General features: G+C 61.9%; 18 protein-coding genes. All 18 read right to left on the bottom strand.

Annotated elements, in window-relative coordinates; translation table 11 throughout:
• Positions 1-24 precede the first annotated feature (24 nt).
• Positions 25-240, bottom strand: coding sequence for a DNA-directed RNA polymerase subunit omega (gene rpoZ / locus Q0063_RS03880; protein ID WP_297870661.1), 216 nt, complete (start codon positions 238-240; stop codon positions 25-27).
• Between the two features lie 125 nt (positions 241-365).
• Complete coding sequence (gene gmk / locus Q0063_RS03875) at positions 366-959, bottom strand: guanylate kinase (protein ID WP_297870660.1); 594 nt, start codon at positions 957-959, stop codon at positions 366-368.
• Positions 956-1201: a DUF370 domain-containing protein gene (locus Q0063_RS03870; RefSeq protein WP_297870707.1), complete on the bottom strand. Its 246-nt coding sequence runs from the start codon at positions 1199-1201 to the stop codon at positions 956-958. Before Q0063_RS03870 ends, gmk begins: the two co-directional genes overlap by 4 nt.
• 1 nt (position 1202) lies before the next feature.
• Positions 1203-2084, bottom strand: coding sequence for a YicC/YloC family endoribonuclease (locus Q0063_RS03865; protein WP_297870706.1), 882 nt, complete (start codon positions 2082-2084; stop codon positions 1203-1205).
• 231 nt (positions 2085-2315) lie between these two features.
• Positions 2316-2906, bottom strand: a complete 591-nt coding sequence (locus Q0063_RS03860) for a DnaJ domain-containing protein (RefSeq protein ID WP_297870659.1) — start codon at positions 2904-2906, stop codon at positions 2316-2318.
• 87 nt (positions 2907-2993) lie between these two features.
• Positions 2994-3890 (bottom strand): DUF5685 family protein, encoded by an 897-nt coding sequence (locus Q0063_RS03855; RefSeq protein ID WP_297870658.1) that lies wholly within the window; start codon positions 3888-3890, stop codon positions 2994-2996.
• A 2-nt stretch (positions 3891-3892) separates the two neighbouring features.
• Positions 3893-4303 (bottom strand): SoxR reducing system RseC family protein, encoded by a 411-nt coding sequence (locus Q0063_RS03850; RefSeq protein ID WP_297870657.1) that lies wholly within the window; start codon positions 4301-4303, stop codon positions 3893-3895.
• A 38-nt stretch (positions 4304-4341) separates the two neighbouring features.
• Positions 4342-5685: a YbbR-like domain-containing protein gene (locus Q0063_RS03845; protein WP_297870656.1), complete on the bottom strand. Its 1344-nt coding sequence runs from the start codon at positions 5683-5685 to the stop codon at positions 4342-4344.
• Position 5686: 1 nt separating this feature from the next.
• Positions 5687-6559 (bottom strand): diadenylate cyclase CdaA, encoded by an 873-nt coding sequence (cdaA, locus tag Q0063_RS03840; protein WP_297870655.1) that lies wholly within the window; start codon positions 6557-6559, stop codon positions 5687-5689.
• A 190-nt stretch (positions 6560-6749) separates the two neighbouring features.
• Positions 6750-7883, bottom strand: a complete 1134-nt coding sequence (locus Q0063_RS03835; protein ID WP_297870654.1) for an aminotransferase class V-fold PLP-dependent enzyme — start codon at positions 7881-7883, stop codon at positions 6750-6752.
• Positions 7880-8131, bottom strand: coding sequence for a DUF3343 domain-containing protein (locus Q0063_RS03830; RefSeq protein ID WP_297870653.1), 252 nt, complete (start codon positions 8129-8131; stop codon positions 7880-7882). Before Q0063_RS03830 ends, Q0063_RS03835 begins: the two co-directional genes overlap by 4 nt.
• Before the next feature lie 469 nt (positions 8132-8600).
• On the bottom strand, positions 8601-9101 hold the full coding sequence (gene ispF, locus Q0063_RS03825; protein WP_367180323.1) for a 2-C-methyl-D-erythritol 2,4-cyclodiphosphate synthase: 501 nt from the start codon (positions 9099-9101) through the stop codon (positions 8601-8603).
• On the bottom strand, positions 9098-9829 hold the full coding sequence (gene ispD, locus Q0063_RS03820; protein ID WP_297870652.1) for a 2-C-methyl-D-erythritol 4-phosphate cytidylyltransferase: 732 nt from the start codon (positions 9827-9829) through the stop codon (positions 9098-9100). Before ispD ends, ispF begins: the two co-directional genes overlap by 4 nt.
• Positions 9830-9881: 52 nt before the next feature.
• Positions 9882-10385 carry a CarD family transcriptional regulator gene (locus Q0063_RS03815; RefSeq protein ID WP_297870651.1) on the bottom strand — a complete coding sequence of 168 codons (504 nt, stop codon included), beginning with the start codon at positions 10383-10385 and terminating at the stop codon, positions 9882-9884.
• Positions 10386-10680: 295 nt separating this feature from the next.
• Complete coding sequence (locus Q0063_RS03810; RefSeq protein ID WP_297870650.1) at positions 10681-12027, bottom strand: butyryl-CoA:acetate CoA-transferase; 1347 nt, start codon at positions 12025-12027, stop codon at positions 10681-10683.
• Between the two features lie 233 nt (positions 12028-12260).
• Positions 12261-14270, bottom strand: a complete 2010-nt coding sequence (locus Q0063_RS03805) for a bifunctional 4-hydroxy-3-methylbut-2-enyl diphosphate reductase/30S ribosomal protein S1 (RefSeq protein ID WP_297870649.1) — start codon at positions 14268-14270, stop codon at positions 12261-12263.
• Positions 14267-14902, bottom strand: a complete 636-nt coding sequence (locus Q0063_RS03800; RefSeq protein ID WP_297870648.1) for a 1-acyl-sn-glycerol-3-phosphate acyltransferase — start codon at positions 14900-14902, stop codon at positions 14267-14269. Before Q0063_RS03800 ends, Q0063_RS03805 begins: the two co-directional genes overlap by 4 nt.
• The gene (gene cmk, locus Q0063_RS03795; protein ID WP_297870647.1) at positions 14903-15580 is read right to left on the bottom strand and encodes a (d)CMP kinase; all 678 of its coding nucleotides are present in this window, start codon (positions 15578-15580) and stop codon (positions 14903-14905) included.
• Positions 15581-15586: the final 6 nt, after the last annotated feature.

The following is a 15586-nucleotide window of genomic DNA, read 5'->3' as shown; positions in this document are numbered from 1 at the left end:
CTGCTCCGGCGGGAAGAGCCGGGATCAGGCCTCTTCCGTTTCCCGGGCCAGACTGCCGGTGTCCAGACGGCCCTCCGCCACCTCGTGAATGGCCATGGTAACAGGCTTGTCGTCCAGATGGACGCCGGCGCTCTCCGCCTCCTCGGCAATCTGCCGGGCCCGGCGGGCCACTACGTTGACCAGCATATAGCGGTTGGGAATATAGGCATTGAGCTTGCTCATGGCAGGATACAGCATCATAATCAATCGACTCCCTTCGCCGTCACAAAACGGCTTTTGATGATTTCCAATCTATCAATTCAAAAGCAGCCGCGAAACACGGCATAGATCAGCCCTCTGGCCGGAAAGTAACCGTATTGGGTCCCTCAGTCCCGGATAATCTCCATCCGGTCGATGGACCGGCAGTGCTCCGCCGTCATAATGGCGTCCAGCTCCCCGGCGGCGTTTTCGATGGTATCATTGATTACAAAATAGTGATACGCGCCGGCGGTCTGACACTCCACCTTGGCCCGCAGGAGGCGCTTTTGAATCTTCTCCGTGCTGTCAGTGCCTCTGGCCGTCAGACGGCGCTCCAGTTCCGACCAGCTGGGGGGCGCGATGAAAATTAAAATGGCCTCCGGACGCTTCTGGGCGATTTGCAGGGCTCCCTGCACATCAATCTCCAGAATCACGTCCCGTCCCTCCGCCATGGCTTCATCCACAAAGCGCTTGGGGGTTCCGTAGAAATTGCCCACGTATTCCGCGTACTCCAGAAAGGCATCCTGGGCAATCCACTCGTGGAAGGTATCAACGTCCAGGAAATGATAGTGCACGCCGTTCTCCTCGCCTGCCCGGGGCTGCCGGGTGGTGGCGGACACGGAGACATACACGTCCCTCCGCCGCTCCAGAAGCACCTTCAGCACGCTGCCCTTGCCCACGCCGGACGGGCCGGAAATAATGAAAGTCTTTCCCTTTTTCATGCGTCCTCCTTATCACGGAGCTGTCCGCCGAACTTCTCCGGCGGCAGCGCCGACAAAATCACATGGTCGCTGTCCATAATGAAAATTGAGGCGGTTTTCCGGCCGTACGTGGCGTCAATCAGCATCCCCCGTTCCCGGCTCTCCTGGGTCATGCGGCGGATGGGCGCAGAATCGGGGCTCACGATGGCAACCACGCGCTCCCGGGAAACCATGCTCCCGTACCCAATGTGAATAAATTCCATATCACTCAATATTTTGTACCTGCTCCCGCATTTTCTCCACCTCGGCCTTCAGGTTCACAGCCACCTGGGCGATGGTCACATCGCCGCATTTGGAGCCGATGGTATTGGCCTCCCGGTTGACCTCCTGAATCAGGAAGTCCATCTTCCGGCCCATGGGCTCGTCGGACTGGAGCATGCTCCGAAGCTGGGCCACATGGCTCCGCAGGCGGACGGTCTCCTCGTCCACGGCCACCTTGTCGGCATAAATGGCGGCCTCGGTCAGGATGCGCTGGGGGTCCACGGTGCTGCTTTGCAGCACCTCCTGCATTCGGGCTGTGAGCTTTCTGCGGTACTCCGCCACCGTCTCCGGCGAGCGCCGCTCCACCTGGCCGGTATAGTCCTCGATGGCCGTCAGACGGCCGCCGATGTCCTCCGCCAGCTTCCGGCCCTCCACCCCCCGCATGGCGTTGAAGGCCTCCAGGGCCTCATCCAGCACGGCGCAGAGGTCGGCGCTGACCGCCTCCAGATCCTCGTCCGCCTTGGTGACGGAGAGCACGTCCGGAAACCGGGCCAGAACCTCCGGCGTAACCTTGTAGGCCGTGGGGCCGCAGACCTCCGCCAGCTCCTTCAGGGCGGAGGCATACTGCGCCGCCAGCTCCCGGTTCACCGTCACCGTCGTGGTGTCGGCGGCACTGGCGTCCACGGTGATGAACACGTCCACCTTTCCCCTGGAAACGGCCCGCTGGACCCTCTGCTTGATGGCGTCCTCCGCAAAGATATACAGCCGGGGCATTTTCACCCCGCAGTCCAGATACCGGTTGTTCACGGCCCGGACCTCTACGGTGATATCCCGACTGTTCCGCATCTGTCTCGCCCGGCCATAGCCGGTCATGCTTTTGATCAAATCCATTTCCCCCTATCATTCGGCCTTGTTTGAAAAATGCCCATACGCCGGTCCCGGCTCCTCTGTTCCCGCCGGGACGGCGCTGTCTTCCTTTTTTTGGCGGCAGTCCTCTTGTGAAAAACCGCCGTATACGGGTCCGGCTTCAAGCGGACTCAGCAGCGGCAACAAAAACCCCGATTGGGCGGCGGCCCGCCTGTGAAAACCGCCCTGCGGGTCCGGCTTCAAACGGACTCAGCAGCAGCAAAAGCCTCCGTTGCACAGCGCATAGGCGCAGCACAGCGACAGGCAGGGATTCCCGCCGCACAGCGTGCCGAAGGGCGCTCCGTTGGGGCTGTAGGGCTGCCGGTTCTCCATGATGTCCAGCGTACGCCGGTACTCCGGATTGGCCGGGTCCATCCGGCAGGCGGTCTGATAATAGGTCCGGGCCTCGTCCATAAATCCCCGGCGGTAGCAGACCGCGCCCTTCAGGAAATTCCACTCGGCGTTATGGTCGCCGTAGTTGGCCAGAAGTGCCTCCGCCCGGCCGATATCCCCCACCTGGATGGCTGCCCGGACCTGCTGGAGCACCGAGGAGGAATACTGCTGCTGATAGCCCCCGTGATAGCCTCCGCTTTGGCTTCCGATGGACCTGCCGCCCCGGCGCTTGTTAATCTCCTCATAGGCGGCGTTGATTTCCTTCATTTTCTCCTGGGCCAGATCCGCCAGAGGATTGTCATGGTAATTGTCCGGATGATACTTCCGCGCCAACTCCCGGTAGGCCCGCTTGATTTCTTCATCTGTAGCGTTTTCTGAGACGCCCAGGGTCTGATAGGGATCGTTCATGTGTATCTCTCTCCTGCCTTCTCTGCTGTGCCGCAGGTTTTTGCGGGAATTTTTGTCCCGATGAAAGGGCCTGGGAAACCGTTTGAATCACCCTCCGCCCCTCCGTTTCTCTCCGGAAGGCTCCGGAGGGCGGCGCCCTGATTTGTGAAAGTCCCCGTCCAGCACCGCCCGGCCCACCCGAAACAGGGTCCCATAAAGGGTTTCCCGCAGAATGGGTTCCCAAACCCCGAACTCCCACAGCTCAAAGGCCGTCGTCATCATGTGGACGGACTGGTCCAGGGTCAGGGCGAAGGCCCGGCGGCTCTCCTCCGTCCACCGGCCGTCTCTCAGGCCAAAGCGCAGGGCCACGGGGTTGTAATTTCCGGAAGCGGCGTCCGCCTTCAGGTCATCCGCCGCGTCAATCAGATAAATCCAGCGGCCCAGGTGGTACAGCAGCTGTTCCAGCACCCGGCGGCGGACCGGGTTGTCCACCGCTGCCGCGGCCTCCCGCAGCAGCACGGCGAAGGCGTCCGCCGGACGGTCGATGGAATCGCAACCCTCCCGCTCCAGCTCCGCCAGCAGCGCCAGCTGCCGACGGGTGCTTTTGTCAAAGTCCGGCAGGGCCGCGGCGGCCCTCCGGTAGGCGGGCTCTAAAACACCGGAGAGTCCCCGGTATTTCAGGCCGTGGAACCAGTCGTGGTCCTCCACGCCGTCCCGCAGCTGCCAGTAGGCGAGAATGACGCTCTCGTCCGCCGCCAGGTCCAACGCGGCGCTTGGGGGCAGATAGTCCCGGCCATGGACCGGGTGGACCGCGCACCGGCCCCTCCGGCATACCGCCTCCTCTCCATCGGAGAGAAGGATGGCAAGAAACGTAAAATCATAATTCAAAATACACTGAGCCGCCGGGCCGCACCGCCTGCCCAGGGTATGGCATAATCCGCAGTAGGCCTGCCGGAAGCGGATCATCTCCTCCTCCGGAAGCTCCGGCCTGACATAGCCGAACATACCTAGAACAGCCGCACAATGGTGAAGGACAGTCCGCCCTGCCGCCGCAGGCGGCGGTCATAACCCACCGCAATCAGAAGGCCCAGCGCGAAGCCCGCCACGGCCAGTGTATACTGCACGGCAATGCTGCCGCTGAGCAGCACGCCCCCCAGATAGCCCGCCAGAAACAGCACCACAGGCACCATATAGGCCAGCGTGATAATCCAGAGCATTTTTTTCGTGCTGCTTTCCACAACTACCTTCTGCCCCGGCGCGGCGCCAATGGGGTTTTTCGCCCGGGCGTGAACCGCCGCCCCGGAGACGCCGCAGCCGGCGCATTCCTCGCAGTCGTGGCCGCAGGCGCTTTTCCGGGGTACGGAGATTTCCGCGTGTCCCGGGTCCAGAATTCGTTCAACTGTTGCAATCTGCGTCATAAGTTCCTCCCCGCCCCTGTGTCAGGGGCGTGTTTCCGCTACTCCTCCGCCGGATCTTCCGGTTCCTGAGGATTTTCCGTGGGTTCCTCCGGCGGCTCCTCCACCTTCTCCCGGATGGTGACCTGCACCTGATACTCGCCTGTGATGCCCAGGTCGCCGCCGGAGACCCGGACCTCCGCCGGAATCGTATAGGTGCCGGAGGCAGAGGAATAATCGCTGAGGTCCACGGTAACGGCAATGTCCTCTCCGGCAACGGCGGACACATCCGCCTCCGTGCCGTAGATTTGCACCGGCAGCGACGTGGTCAGAAGCGTGGCGGTCCTGCCCTCCGACAGATTGACCAGAGTGATGTTCTCCGTAGGCACCGAGGCGCTGGTCATGTCCTCAAAGCGAATCTTCAGCGCCGCCCGTGTGACGCCGCTGAGGTTCTGGCAGCCCTCGGGCGGGATGATGGGATAGTAGGTGGTGGTGTAATTGCTGGAGGCGGCGGTGCCCAGATCCAGCAGATTGAAATGATTGTCCAGGGTCAGAGTCTCCACGTTTTTGAGCTGGGTCGCGTCGCCGGAGACCGTAATGGTCTCAGGCTCGATGTGGGCGTCCGTGTTCCGCACCCGCGCGCCGGGCGCTTCGATGAAGTTCACAACAAGACGCAGTTCCTTGGTGACAAACACCGGCAGCGTCGCCTGAATGGTCTCCACCGTGGAGTGAATGCGGCTGTCATCCAGGAGATTGCCGTTCTGGTCGTAAAACTGGAGCTCCAGTTCCCGGGAGACGGTCTCCTCCACGCTGTCACCGATGTCCAATGTCACTTTCGCATAGCTGATGGGGTCGATATCCTCCTGAAGGCCCCGGACCTCAATCTCCGTATGGGAGAGCTGAACCTGCCCGGCGGTATAGGTCTCCGCCACATTGCCCACCAGCTCGCAGCTGACGTCGATGGTCCGGCGGTAGAGCTCACTGATATTGACGGTGGCCCCTCCCCCGATGCTGACATTCTTGGTGCTGATGGCTCCGTTCCGGAATTCGTTGTCCGTATAGGACACAGAGTATCCAATATTCTGGACGCCGGCACTGGTCACATTGGAAAGGTCCACCACAAAGCGAATCTGCTCCCGGTCCAGCTTGGTCACCAGGCTTCGGGTCCCCTCCAGCTCCAGGTCCACCGTGAGATCGCTGCCATCCTCCACCAGCATCAGCCCCCGGTCCGTCAGGGTGGCTTCCCGGGTGTATTCAATGGGGATATCCGTAATCTCCCGGATACAGGTCCGGGGCGCGCCGTTGGGCCCGCTGGTCAGGTCGGCATAGAGCCAGATGCCGCAGGCCACCAGGACGGACAGCAGAAAATAGATGATTTTCCGGCTGCTGTTGTTGTTCGATTCCACCTTACGCACCTCCGTTCTTCCTGGGGCGCAGCAGGCTGAGAAGACTGAATTTCTGCTTGTCCGCCTCGTCCTCCTCCTGCGGAAGCAGCTCGTTCCGCAGGAGGTTTTCCAACGTCTCCGCCTTCAAATGCCGTTTCAGCATGCCGCCGGTGGCCACAGAGATGGACCCGGTCTCCTCCGACACGATGACCACCACCGCGTCGGAATTCTCACTCATGCCGATGCCGGCCCGGTGCCGCATGCCCAGGTCCCGGGAGAGATTGACATTCTTGCTCAGGGGAAGCATGCAGCCCGCTCCCAGCACCCGCCCGTGGCGGATAATCACCGCGCCGTCGTGCATGGGCGCTTTCACAAAGAAGATGTTTTTCAAAAGCTCGCTGGAAACCGAGGCGTCCAGCACCGTCCCGCTGCGGACCATATCGTCCAGCAGGATTTCCCGCTCGAAGACAATCAGCGCCCCGGTGCGGGACTGGGACATCTCCGTACAGGCCAGCACCGTCTGTCCGATGGTCTGCTCCAGTACGCTGGCGTTTTCCGTATGGGCGAAAAAGGCCAGAATGCGGCGGCTTCCCATCTCCTCCAGAATCCGGCGCAGCTCCGGCTGAAAGAGAATAATCAGGGCCAGCACGCCCCACTCCACCATCTTGCTCATCAGATAATAGATGCCATTGAGGTGGAACAGGTAGCTCAGCAGCAGCACGCCCAGAAAGACGAACAGCCCTTTTAAAAGACTGGCAGACTTGGCGGTCTGCACCAGGGTCAGGACCTTATAGAGCGCGAACACCATAATTGCGATGTCCAGCACGTCCGCCACCTCAATGGTCAGCAGATACCGCCCGGCCCAGGCGGCCAGCTCGGAAAGCGACACATTCATTCCGACGCCTCCATTCCTTCAATCCTCCGGCGGCTTTTTGTCTCCGTTCCGCCAAACGCAAAGGCCGTTTCCGCCGCGCCTGATTCGCTCAGGGCGGTACGGCAGGCCATGAATACTTTAGATTATATAGAATCCGGCGCTAAAAAGCAAGGTGAACCAATGGAAAATTCCCGGAAAATTCACAGACGCCTTAATTCGTCCCCTTCAGCAGGGCCCGGAGCACTGAAATCACGCGGTCCACTTCCTCCGGGGTATTCAAATCGGAGAAGCTGAGCCGGACGGTGCCGGTGTCCAGCGTTCCGGCGGTTCTGTGGGCCAGGGGCGCGCAGTGAAGCCCCGCCCGGACGGCAATTCCCCGTTCTGCCAGAGCGCTTCCCAGGGCTTCGGCGTCCACGCCCTCCGCAGTCAGGGAGAGAACGCCGGCCTGCCGGCAGGGGCTGGCGGCGGCGTAAACCCGCAGTCCGGGTATTTCCCGCAGCCCTCCGGCCATCTGACGGGTCAGGCGGCGCTCCCGGTCCAGGATTTTCTCCAGTCCCCGGCGGCGGACATAGCGCACCCCCGCCAGCAGACCGGCGATGCCCGGCACATTGTGGGTGCCGGCCTCCAGACGGTCCGGCAGGAAATCCGGCATCTCCTGCTGAATGGAGAGGCTGCCGGTCCCCCCCTCCAGCAGCGGGCGCACCGGCACGCCGTCGCCGCAGAGCAGAACGCCGGTGCCCTGGGGGCCATACAGCCCCTTATGTCCCGGCATGGCGGCAAACGCCGCCCCCAGAGCGGTCATATCCAGAGGCAGAGCCCCCGCCGACTGGGACGCGTCGATAATCAGGGGCACCCCCCGGCTCCGGCAGAGGGCTGCCACCGCCTCCACCGGCTGAATGAAGCCGAACACATTGGAAACATGGTTGCAAACCACCGCGTCCACGCCGGGGACGATCAGCCTGTCGAATGCCTCCGCCGCCCGGTCCGGCTGAAACAGCGGCGCAGCCGCCACTGTCACGCTGGCCCCAAGCGCCGCCAGGGGCCGGGTGACGGCATTGTGCTCATAGCCGGAAATCACCGCCCTCCCGCCGGGGGGCACCAGGCTTTTGATGGCGATGTTCAGGGCGTGGGTGGCGTTCATGGTAAACGCCACCTGTTCCGGGCTGGCCAGGTGAAAGAGCTCCGCCAGCTCACAGCGGCACTGAAAGGCCGTGTCGGCGGCCCGCGCCGCGGCGGCGTAGCTCCCCCGGCCGGGGGAGCTCATGGTCGCCAGGGCGTCCCAGACGGCGGCGGCCACCGCCGGGGGCTTCTGGAAGGTGGTGGCCGCGCTGTCAAAGTAGATCATGACCTCACCTCCTGATACAGTCCCCGCTGATACAGGAATATTTGAACAGGGTCCAGACCGTCCTTGTGCAGGGCCGTCAAAGCAGCCGTCAGGTCGGAGACCGAGACACGCAAAGCGTAGGCGCAGCCGAGATTCGTCAGGTCCCTGGGGGGCCGGAAAATCTGGCAGCGGATGCCCGCACGGCTCAGGGATTTCTGCATCCGCTGGGCGTAGGTCACAGAGCGGGCCAGGATGATATAGTGCTCCACAGACACTCCTCCTTTCTACCCATTCTATGGGAAGGCCCGGAAAAGGTGTCAGGAGCAAAGCTCTGAGAGCATCCGGCAGAGCTGCCGGCAAGGACCCATGAAGATGGCCGCGCTTCGTCCTGACGGACGGGAAACCGGCGGTCCATTTACCCTCATGCTCTCTTAATTCCGGAAAAAGAGCGCACACCGCGCACGGCGAAAGAGAAAAACAATTCTGCCAGGGGCTTCAGCCCGCAGCATGGCGCGGGCGGGGATTCCGGCGGTTGACGAAAGGATGGCGCTTCTCCTTCCGCTGCCCCTCATCCGGCGGTTCCGCCGGCCCAGCACTGACGCGCAAGAGTAGCCGGAAGCCCGGCGGTGGGAGGGATGGGGAAAAAGAAACAGGCCCTGCCGGGCGGCAGAGCCTTCATCGCATTTTTGCGCAGTTTTTGTGCAATTTTTCGTGCAGCATTTGTACAGCTGCGCAGTATTATGAGTTCCCATCGTCCCCCGTTTTTTCCACCAGCACCACGGCGTGGGCCGCCATGCCGGAGCCGTCGCCGGTGAAGCCCAGGCCCTCCTCGGTGGTGGCCTTGACGTTGACCCGCTCCGCCTCAATGCCCAGAGCGGCGGCGATATTCTCCGCCATCCGGGCCTTATAGGGGGCAATCTTCGGTGCCTGGGCCAGAAGCACGGCGTCGATGTTCACCACGGCATAGCTCCTTTTCTCCAGAAGACGGCCCGTTTCCTCCAGCAGCTTCAGGCTGGAAATGCCCTCATAGGCCGGGTCTGTGTCCGGGAACAGTTTCCCGATGTCCCCCAGCCGGGCCGCGCCGGTCAGGGCGTCCATGACGGCGTGGGTCAGCACGTCCGCATCGGAGTGGCCCAGCAGGCCCTTTTCCCAGGAAATCTCCACGCCGCCCAGAATCAGCTTCCGCCCTTCGGTCAGGCGGTGGACGTCATAGCCGTGTCCAATCCGCAGGTTCGTCATTGTCTGTCCTCCCGCGCCTTCACAATTGCCTCCGCCAGAATCAAGTCCATGGGGGTGGTGATTTTCAGGTTCTCCTCGTCGCCCTCCACCAGGAAAACGACCTTCCCCATCTCCTCCACAGCGGAAGCGTCGTCCGTCACCGGACTGCCCCGCTCCAGAGCGGATTGCAGCGCCGCCTTCAGCAGGCCGGCGTCAAAGACCTGGGGGGTCTGAACCGCCCGCAGCCGTCCCCGGTCCAGGGTCTCCGTCACGCCGCCGTCCTCCCGGACGGCTTTCACGGTATCCTTCACCGCGACGGCAGGCGCGGCAGCGCCGCACCGGACGGCGGCGGCAATCACCTGGTCGATCAGCTCCGGCGTTGCCAGAGGCCGGGCCCCGTCCTGCACCGCCAGAAACTCCATGTCCGGCGAGGCTGCCAGGGCCGCCTGAAGCGCGGAGTGGACCCGGGTTTCTCCTCCCCGCACCACTCTGACACATTTACTGATGCCGTACTCCCTGCAAAGCCGGGAAATCTCCAGCAGGTCTTCCTCCCGGGCGGCGACGATGATCTCGTCCACCCGCCGGGCCCGCTCCAGCGCCGTCAGCGTCCGGACCAGAACCGGCACGCCGTCCAGCGGCTGGAACAGCTTATTGACCCCGCCCATGCGCTGGGAGCTTCCCGCCGCAACCACCAGGGCCGCGCAGCCGGGGCGGCTCGTCTCCCGTATCTTCTTCCAAAATGGAATCATATGGGCTTCTCCCGCCTTTCCGCCATCAGTTTTTGTTCCTCTCCCCCCAGCCTCAGGAGGGCTGGCGGATTTTGCCCGGCTGCATAATGGCGCGGTCCAGCCGGGCTTCCACCGAATGGTAGTCGCCGCCCTCCACCAATGCAATCTCCGAAATAATAATCTGCTTGGCGCTGTGGAGCATTTTCCTCTCCCCTGTGGACAGGCCCCGGCGGGACTCCCGCCGCATCAGACCCTTGACGACCCGGGCCACCTCGTTGAGGTCGCCGCTTTTCAGACGCGTCAGATTCTCCTGATAGCGCTTGTTCCAGTTGGAGTTGGATTCCACCTCCAGAGAGGCGAGGCCCTCAAAAAACGCCTCCGCCTCCTCATGGGAGATGATGGAGCGGATTCCTATGGCCTGACAATTTGCGGTGGGAATTTTCAAAATCAGTCCGCCCACAGGCATCTTAAAGACATAGTATTCCTTGGTTACGCCCGCCACCTTTTCCTGAATGACATCATCAATGACGCCGGCGCCGTGCATCGGGTGCACGATCAGGTCGCCGATTCCAAACATGGGTCCCCCTTTCCCTGCTGCGGCTGTTAGCCGCCATAGACGTCTGCTTCTCGCACAGGACATGCCAGGTTACAGATTTCGCGTGCCCCCGCCCCACAATTGTGGGGCAGGCGCTTTGCCAGACCAGGAAAGAAATACTGGGGAAACTCCGTGGGTTTGCTTCTTGACCATCCCTGTCCGCCTCCGCGGGGCTGAGAGGCGGGATTTAAATACACGGCCCTCAGAGGCGGACAGGCGTTTGCTTCATGCCGGTTCTCCGGCAAACCGCTGCCGGCGCGGCTTCCGGACCAGGGGCTCAGCGCTTGCTGGAGCGCCGCCAGATGTGCATTTTCTCCGCCTCGGCAATGAGCTCGTCCCGGAACTGCGGATGGGCAATGGAGATCAGTCCCTCGGCCCGCTCCCAGGTGGACTTGCCCTTGACGTTGAACTTGCCGTACTCCGTCACAATCCAGTGGAGATTGGTCCGGGTAGCCGTGACCACGGAGCCCTCCACCAGGGTGGGACGGATGCGGGATTTCAGCTGGCCGGTCTTCTTGTCCATGAAGGAGGAGGAGCAGCAGATAAAGCTCTTTCCGCCTCTGGCAAGGTATGCGCCCATGACGAAATCCTGCTGGCCGCCGGCTCCGGAAATGTGGTTGATGCCGGAGGATTCGGAGGACACCTGTCCGTAGAGGTCGATGTCCACCGCGCCGTTGATGGAGGTGAACTTGTCAATCTGGGACACCCGGGCAATATCGTTTACATAGCTCACCGGAGCGGCCATGCACTCGGGGTTGTTGTTCAGGAAGTCATAGAGCTTCTGGGTGCCGGCGGCGAAGGCATAGGTCTGCCGGCCCCGGTCAAAGGGCTTGCAGGCTCCGGTGATGCGGCCCGCCATGGACATGTCCACAAAAGCGTCCACATACATCTCCGTATGAACGCCCAGGTTCTTCAAATCGGACTCGGCAATCATCTTGCCGATGGCGCTGGGCATGGAGCCAATGCCCAGCTGGAGGCAGGCCCCGTCCTCAATCTCCGGAACCACCAGATTGGCCACGGCCAGATCCACCTCGGAAGCCGTTCCCGCGCCGCCCAGGGTCTCCATGGGGGGATTCTCCCCCTCCACAATCATGGCCACGTCGCTGATGTGGACGCAGTTCTCAAAGCCGCCCAGGCACACGGGCATATTTTTGTTGACCTCAACAATGATGGTCTTGGCGCACTCGCAGACCGCCTTCAGGTGGGAGCCGCCGGGGCCGAAGTTGAACCAGCCGTGTTCGTCCATGGGGGCCACCTGGAACATGGCTACGTCCAGCGTCTTGATGCAGTTCCGGTAATAGCCGGGCAGTTCAGAATAACGCAGGGGGATATAATAGGCGAACCCCTCTTTAATGGCCTTGCGCTCCACGCCGCTCATATGCCAGGAGTTCCAGGCGAAATGACCGGCGGGGTCCGCTACGTCGAAAATAGCGGGCCGGCGGGTCAGGATGCCGCCCCGGATGTTCACGTCCGTCAGCTCCCCCATTCGGGCGGCCAGGGCTGTATCCAGGGCGTTCGGGGAACAGACGCTCCAGCCATAATCCAGCCAATCGCCGGATTTAACGACCTTCACCGCCTCCTCAGCGCTGGTCAGCTTCTGACGGTATTCCTGCTGATAGCTCATGTTCAATTCCTCCAATATATTAAATATGAATGATGTACTTCCCTCAGGGGGAATCGCTTCGGGTCCTCCGGGGTTCCGCGGGGTTCATGCCAAATATTTTCCAATACAAATTCAGTATAACAGCTTTTTTCCGGCTTTGCAATGCAAACGTGAAAAAAATAACATGATTTTCGAAAAAAGACAGGCCCGGAGGGCCTGCCCTTTTACCTATTGGGGGATGCGCTTCGGAGGGCTTACTCCTCCGCCCCGTCGTCCTCGGTCTCCTCCACAGAGGGCACCAGCAGGGCGCGGATGGACAGGGAAATCTTCTTGCGCTCCTCGTCCACGGCGGTAATTTTGGCGTCCACAATCTGACCCTCGGACAGCACATCCTCGGGCTTCTCGATGCGGCGGTCGGCAATCTGAGAAATGTGAATCAGGCCATCCACACCGGGGACCACTTCGGCAAAGGCGCCGAAGGTCATCAGCTTGACAACGCGGACAGAGGCCACATCGCCCACGGCGTACTTGTCCATGAAGACCTGCCAGGGGTCCACGTCGTGGTCCTTGACGCCCAGGGAGATTTTGCGCTTCTCGGGATCATAGGAGATGACATAAACCTCCATGGTGTCCCCAACCTTGCAGATCTCGGAGGGCGTTTTAATCCGGCTCCAGCTCAGCTCGGAGATATGTACCATGCCGTCCACACCGCCGATATCCACAAACACGCCATAGCTGGTCATGGACTTTACGGTGCCGGTATAACGCTTGCCGGCCTCAATGTTGGCCCAGATTTCCTCCTGAGCGGCACGGCGGGCCTCATCGGATACAGAACGAATGGAGCCCACCACCCGGCGGCGGGCACGGTTCACCTCGGTAACCCGCAGCTGAACCTTCTGCCCCTTCATGGCGGAGAGATCGGCGCCCCGGGGCTGGCCGCTCTGGGAAGCGGGGACAAACACCCGCACGCCCTTGACGGAGACCACGATGCCGCCCTTGTTCTCCTCGGTGACGGTGCCCTCCAGCACGGTCTTCTCCTCAACGGCCTGCTCGATATTCTCCCAGACCTTCACGGCGTCCAGCCGCTTCTTGGAGAGCTCGGCGTAGCCCTCCACATCGTTGACACGGACAATGTAGGTCTCAATTTCGTCTCCGACCTTGACAATGTCCTCGGGTTTCGCGCTGGGGTCGTCGCTGAGTTCGTTGAACTTGATGTAAGCCGCCTGCTTGGCGCCCACATCCACCTGCACCTCCGTCGGAGTGATGGCGGTGACAATGCCGGTTACCTTCTCCCCTGTATTTAAAGTTTTGAAGGACTGGTTCAACAGTTCCTCAAAGGACTCCTCTTTGCTCTCGACCGCTTTGATTTCTTCACTCATTGCTGCATATACCTCCTTAATGATGCACGCTGGCGTGGAGGCACCGGCCGTAAGACCGGCAACAGCGCAATCATCGAACAAATCCGGCGGGAGCTCGTCCACGGTCTCAATCTGAATAACCCTGGGGCAGCTCCTCCTGCAAATCTCTGTCAAATGTTTGGTGTTGGCGCTTTTACGGTCTCCCACCACAACCATCACGTCCGCCTGAGAGGCGATGACCGCCGCCTCGGACTGACGCTTTTGCGTAGCATTGCATATTGTATCAAATTTTTTTGCGTTTGTACACTCTTTTTTTATGATTTTCCAAGAAGTTTCAAAAAGTTCACGAATACAGGTGGTCTGCGCCACCACCGTCAGAGGCGTCTCCCGGTGCTCCGGAGCCTGAGCCAGCCACTCCCTCACAGCCTCCGGCCCCTGGAAAATCAGCGGGTTCACGCACCGGCTGGCAATGCCCGCCACCTCCGGATGATGGGGCTCACCGATGATGACGGGCCGGCGGCCCTCCGCCTCCGCCTCCTCCGCCAGGGTCTGGATGCGCCGGACATTGGGGCAGGAGGCGTCCACACAGCGGGCCCCCCGGGCCCTCAGACGGTCCAGAACCTCCTTCCGCTCCCCGTGGGCCCGAATCAGCACGGTGTCCCCCGGCCTGATGGCGTCGGGGCTCTCCGCCCGGCGGATGCCCCGGCGGGCCAGGTCCTCCACCACATATGTATTGTGAATCAGATCCCCCAGCATCCAGCAGCCGCCGGAGCCGGCAGCGGTCCCCTGGGCCAGCTCCACCGCCCGGCGCACACCGTAGCAGAATCCGGCGCTCTCCGCCAGCAGGACCCGTCCGCCCGTCCTCTCCTGTGTCTCCCGGCCCGGCCCGGCTCCCGCCGGGATCACAGCGGCTTTCCTCCCACGGCCTGGCCTCCCAGAGCGTAGGCCGCCGCTAAAATATCGTCGGCAATTTTCTGCATTTCGTCGGAGGTCCCCCGGCGGCCGGTGTAATGGGGCTGGTAGGGCTCACCGAAGATAATGCGGGTCCGGTGAAACAGCTTCTTTTCCCCGTCCACAAACACCGGCACCAGCTTTGCCCCGGTCCGTACGCCGATCATGGCCACTCCGGCCTTGGCGTGAGCCGGCAGGCCGTCCGTGTAGCCGATGCCGTCATGAATCGTGGTGCCCTCCGGGAAAACCAGCAGATTATCTCCATCCTTGATGGATTGAATGGCCGTTCGGATGGTGTTGATGTCATTGTTCCCCCGGCTGACGGGAAAGGCCCCCACCTTCCGGAGGAGCCAGCCCAAGAGGGGATTTTTGAACAGCTCCTCCTTGGCCATAATGTGAAGGCGGTAGTTGATGGGCAGCTTCAGCGCCACCAGAATGGGGTCCCAGTTGCTGGCGTGGTTGGGGCAGAGCAGAACGCCGCTGTCCGGCAGGCGGTCCATGCCCTCCACCGTGACAGGGTGCAGAATGCCGGCAATAAAGCCCACAACATAATAAATCACGACGAACACGCGGTTAAATGGCTTCATTCACAGGCCCGTCCTTTCCCGAATAATGTCCAGCAGAGCCGCCTCGCTCTCTTGAAAATCCAGCCCGGTGGTGTCCAGCAGCACCGCGTCCTCCGCCTTCCGGAGGGGGGCCGCCGCCCGGTGCGTGTCCCGCCAGTCCCGGGCCTCGATATCTCTGAGGACCTCCTCAAAGGGCTGGGGGGTCCCCCGCTGCTCCAGCTCCCGGCAGCGGCGCTCCGCCCGGGCCTGAGGGGCCGCCGTCAGGTAAATCTTCACCTCGGCGTCCGGCAGCACCACCGTGCCGATGTCCCGGCCATCCATAATGACGTTGTGGACCCGCCCCAAAGCCCGCTGCAGCTCCAGCAGATGGGCCCGCACCGCCGGCAGAGCGGAAACGGCGGAGGCGAAGCGGGAAATCTCCGGCAGGCGGATGTCCTGAGACACATCCCGGCCATTCAGCAGCATCTGCTGCCGCCCCTCTCCGTCATAGCGCAGGTCCACGTAAATCGACTCCAACGCCGCCGACACCGCCTCCCCGTCCTCCGGGTCGATGTGATTTTGAAAAACATACAGGCCGATGGTGCGGTAGATGGCTCCGGTATCCACGTAGACAAAGCCCAGCTTTCCGGCGGCGGACCGGGCCAGTGTGCTCTTTCCCGCGCCGGAGGGCCCGTCAATGGCAACGCGAATGGTGCTCATAGAGGA

Source organism: uncultured Oscillibacter sp. (assembly GCF_947654275.1).
In the GTDB taxonomy this organism is placed as follows: Bacteria; Bacillota; Clostridia; order Oscillospirales; family Oscillospiraceae; genus Oscillibacter.
This window is presented reverse-complemented; position numbering and strand designations above follow the sequence as displayed.

Bases quoted from the DNA above. Each gene is read 5' to 3' on its own strand.
- rpoZ (WP_297870661.1), bottom strand. From the start codon at position 240: ATGATGCTGTATCCTGCCATGAGCAAGCTCAATGCCTATATTCCCAAC.
- gmk (WP_297870660.1), bottom strand. From the start codon at position 959: ATGAAAAAGGGAAAGACTTTCATTATTTCCGGCCCGTCCGGCGTGGGC.
- Q0063_RS03870 (WP_297870707.1), bottom strand. From the start codon at position 1,201: ATGGAATTTATTCACATTGGGTACGGGAGCATGGTTTCCCGGGAGCGC.
- Q0063_RS03860 (WP_297870659.1), bottom strand. From the start codon at position 2,906: ATGAACGATCCCTATCAGACCCTGGGCGTCTCAGAAAACGCTACAGAT.
- Q0063_RS03855 (WP_297870658.1), bottom strand. From the start codon at position 3,890: ATGTTCGGCTATGTCAGGCCGGAGCTTCCGGAGGAGGAGATGATCCGC.
- Q0063_RS03850 (WP_297870657.1), bottom strand. From the start codon at position 4,303: ATGACGCAGATTGCAACAGTTGAACGAATTCTGGACCCGGGACACGCG.
- cdaA (WP_297870655.1), bottom strand. From the start codon at position 6,559: ATGAATGTGTCGCTTTCCGAGCTGGCCGCCTGGGCCGGGCGGTATCTG.
- Q0063_RS03835 (WP_297870654.1), bottom strand. From the start codon at position 7,883: ATGATCTACTTTGACAGCGCGGCCACCACCTTCCAGAAGCCCCCGGCG.
- ispF (WP_367180323.1), bottom strand. From the start codon at position 9,101: ATGACGAACCTGCGGATTGGACACGGCTATGACGTCCACCGCCTGACC.
- ispD (WP_297870652.1), bottom strand. From the start codon at position 9,829: ATGATTCCATTTTGGAAGAAGATACGGGAGACGAGCCGCCCCGGCTGC.
- Q0063_RS03815 (WP_297870651.1), bottom strand. From the start codon at position 10,385: ATGTTTGGAATCGGCGACCTGATCGTGCACCCGATGCACGGCGCCGGC.
- Q0063_RS03810 (WP_297870650.1), bottom strand. From the start codon at position 12,027: ATGAGCTATCAGCAGGAATACCGTCAGAAGCTGACCAGCGCTGAGGAG.
- Q0063_RS03800 (WP_297870648.1), bottom strand. From the start codon at position 14,902: ATGAAGCCATTTAACCGCGTGTTCGTCGTGATTTATTATGTTGTGGGC.
- cmk (WP_297870647.1), bottom strand. From the start codon at position 15,580: ATGAGCACCATTCGCGTTGCCATTGACGGGCCCTCCGGCGCGGGAAAG.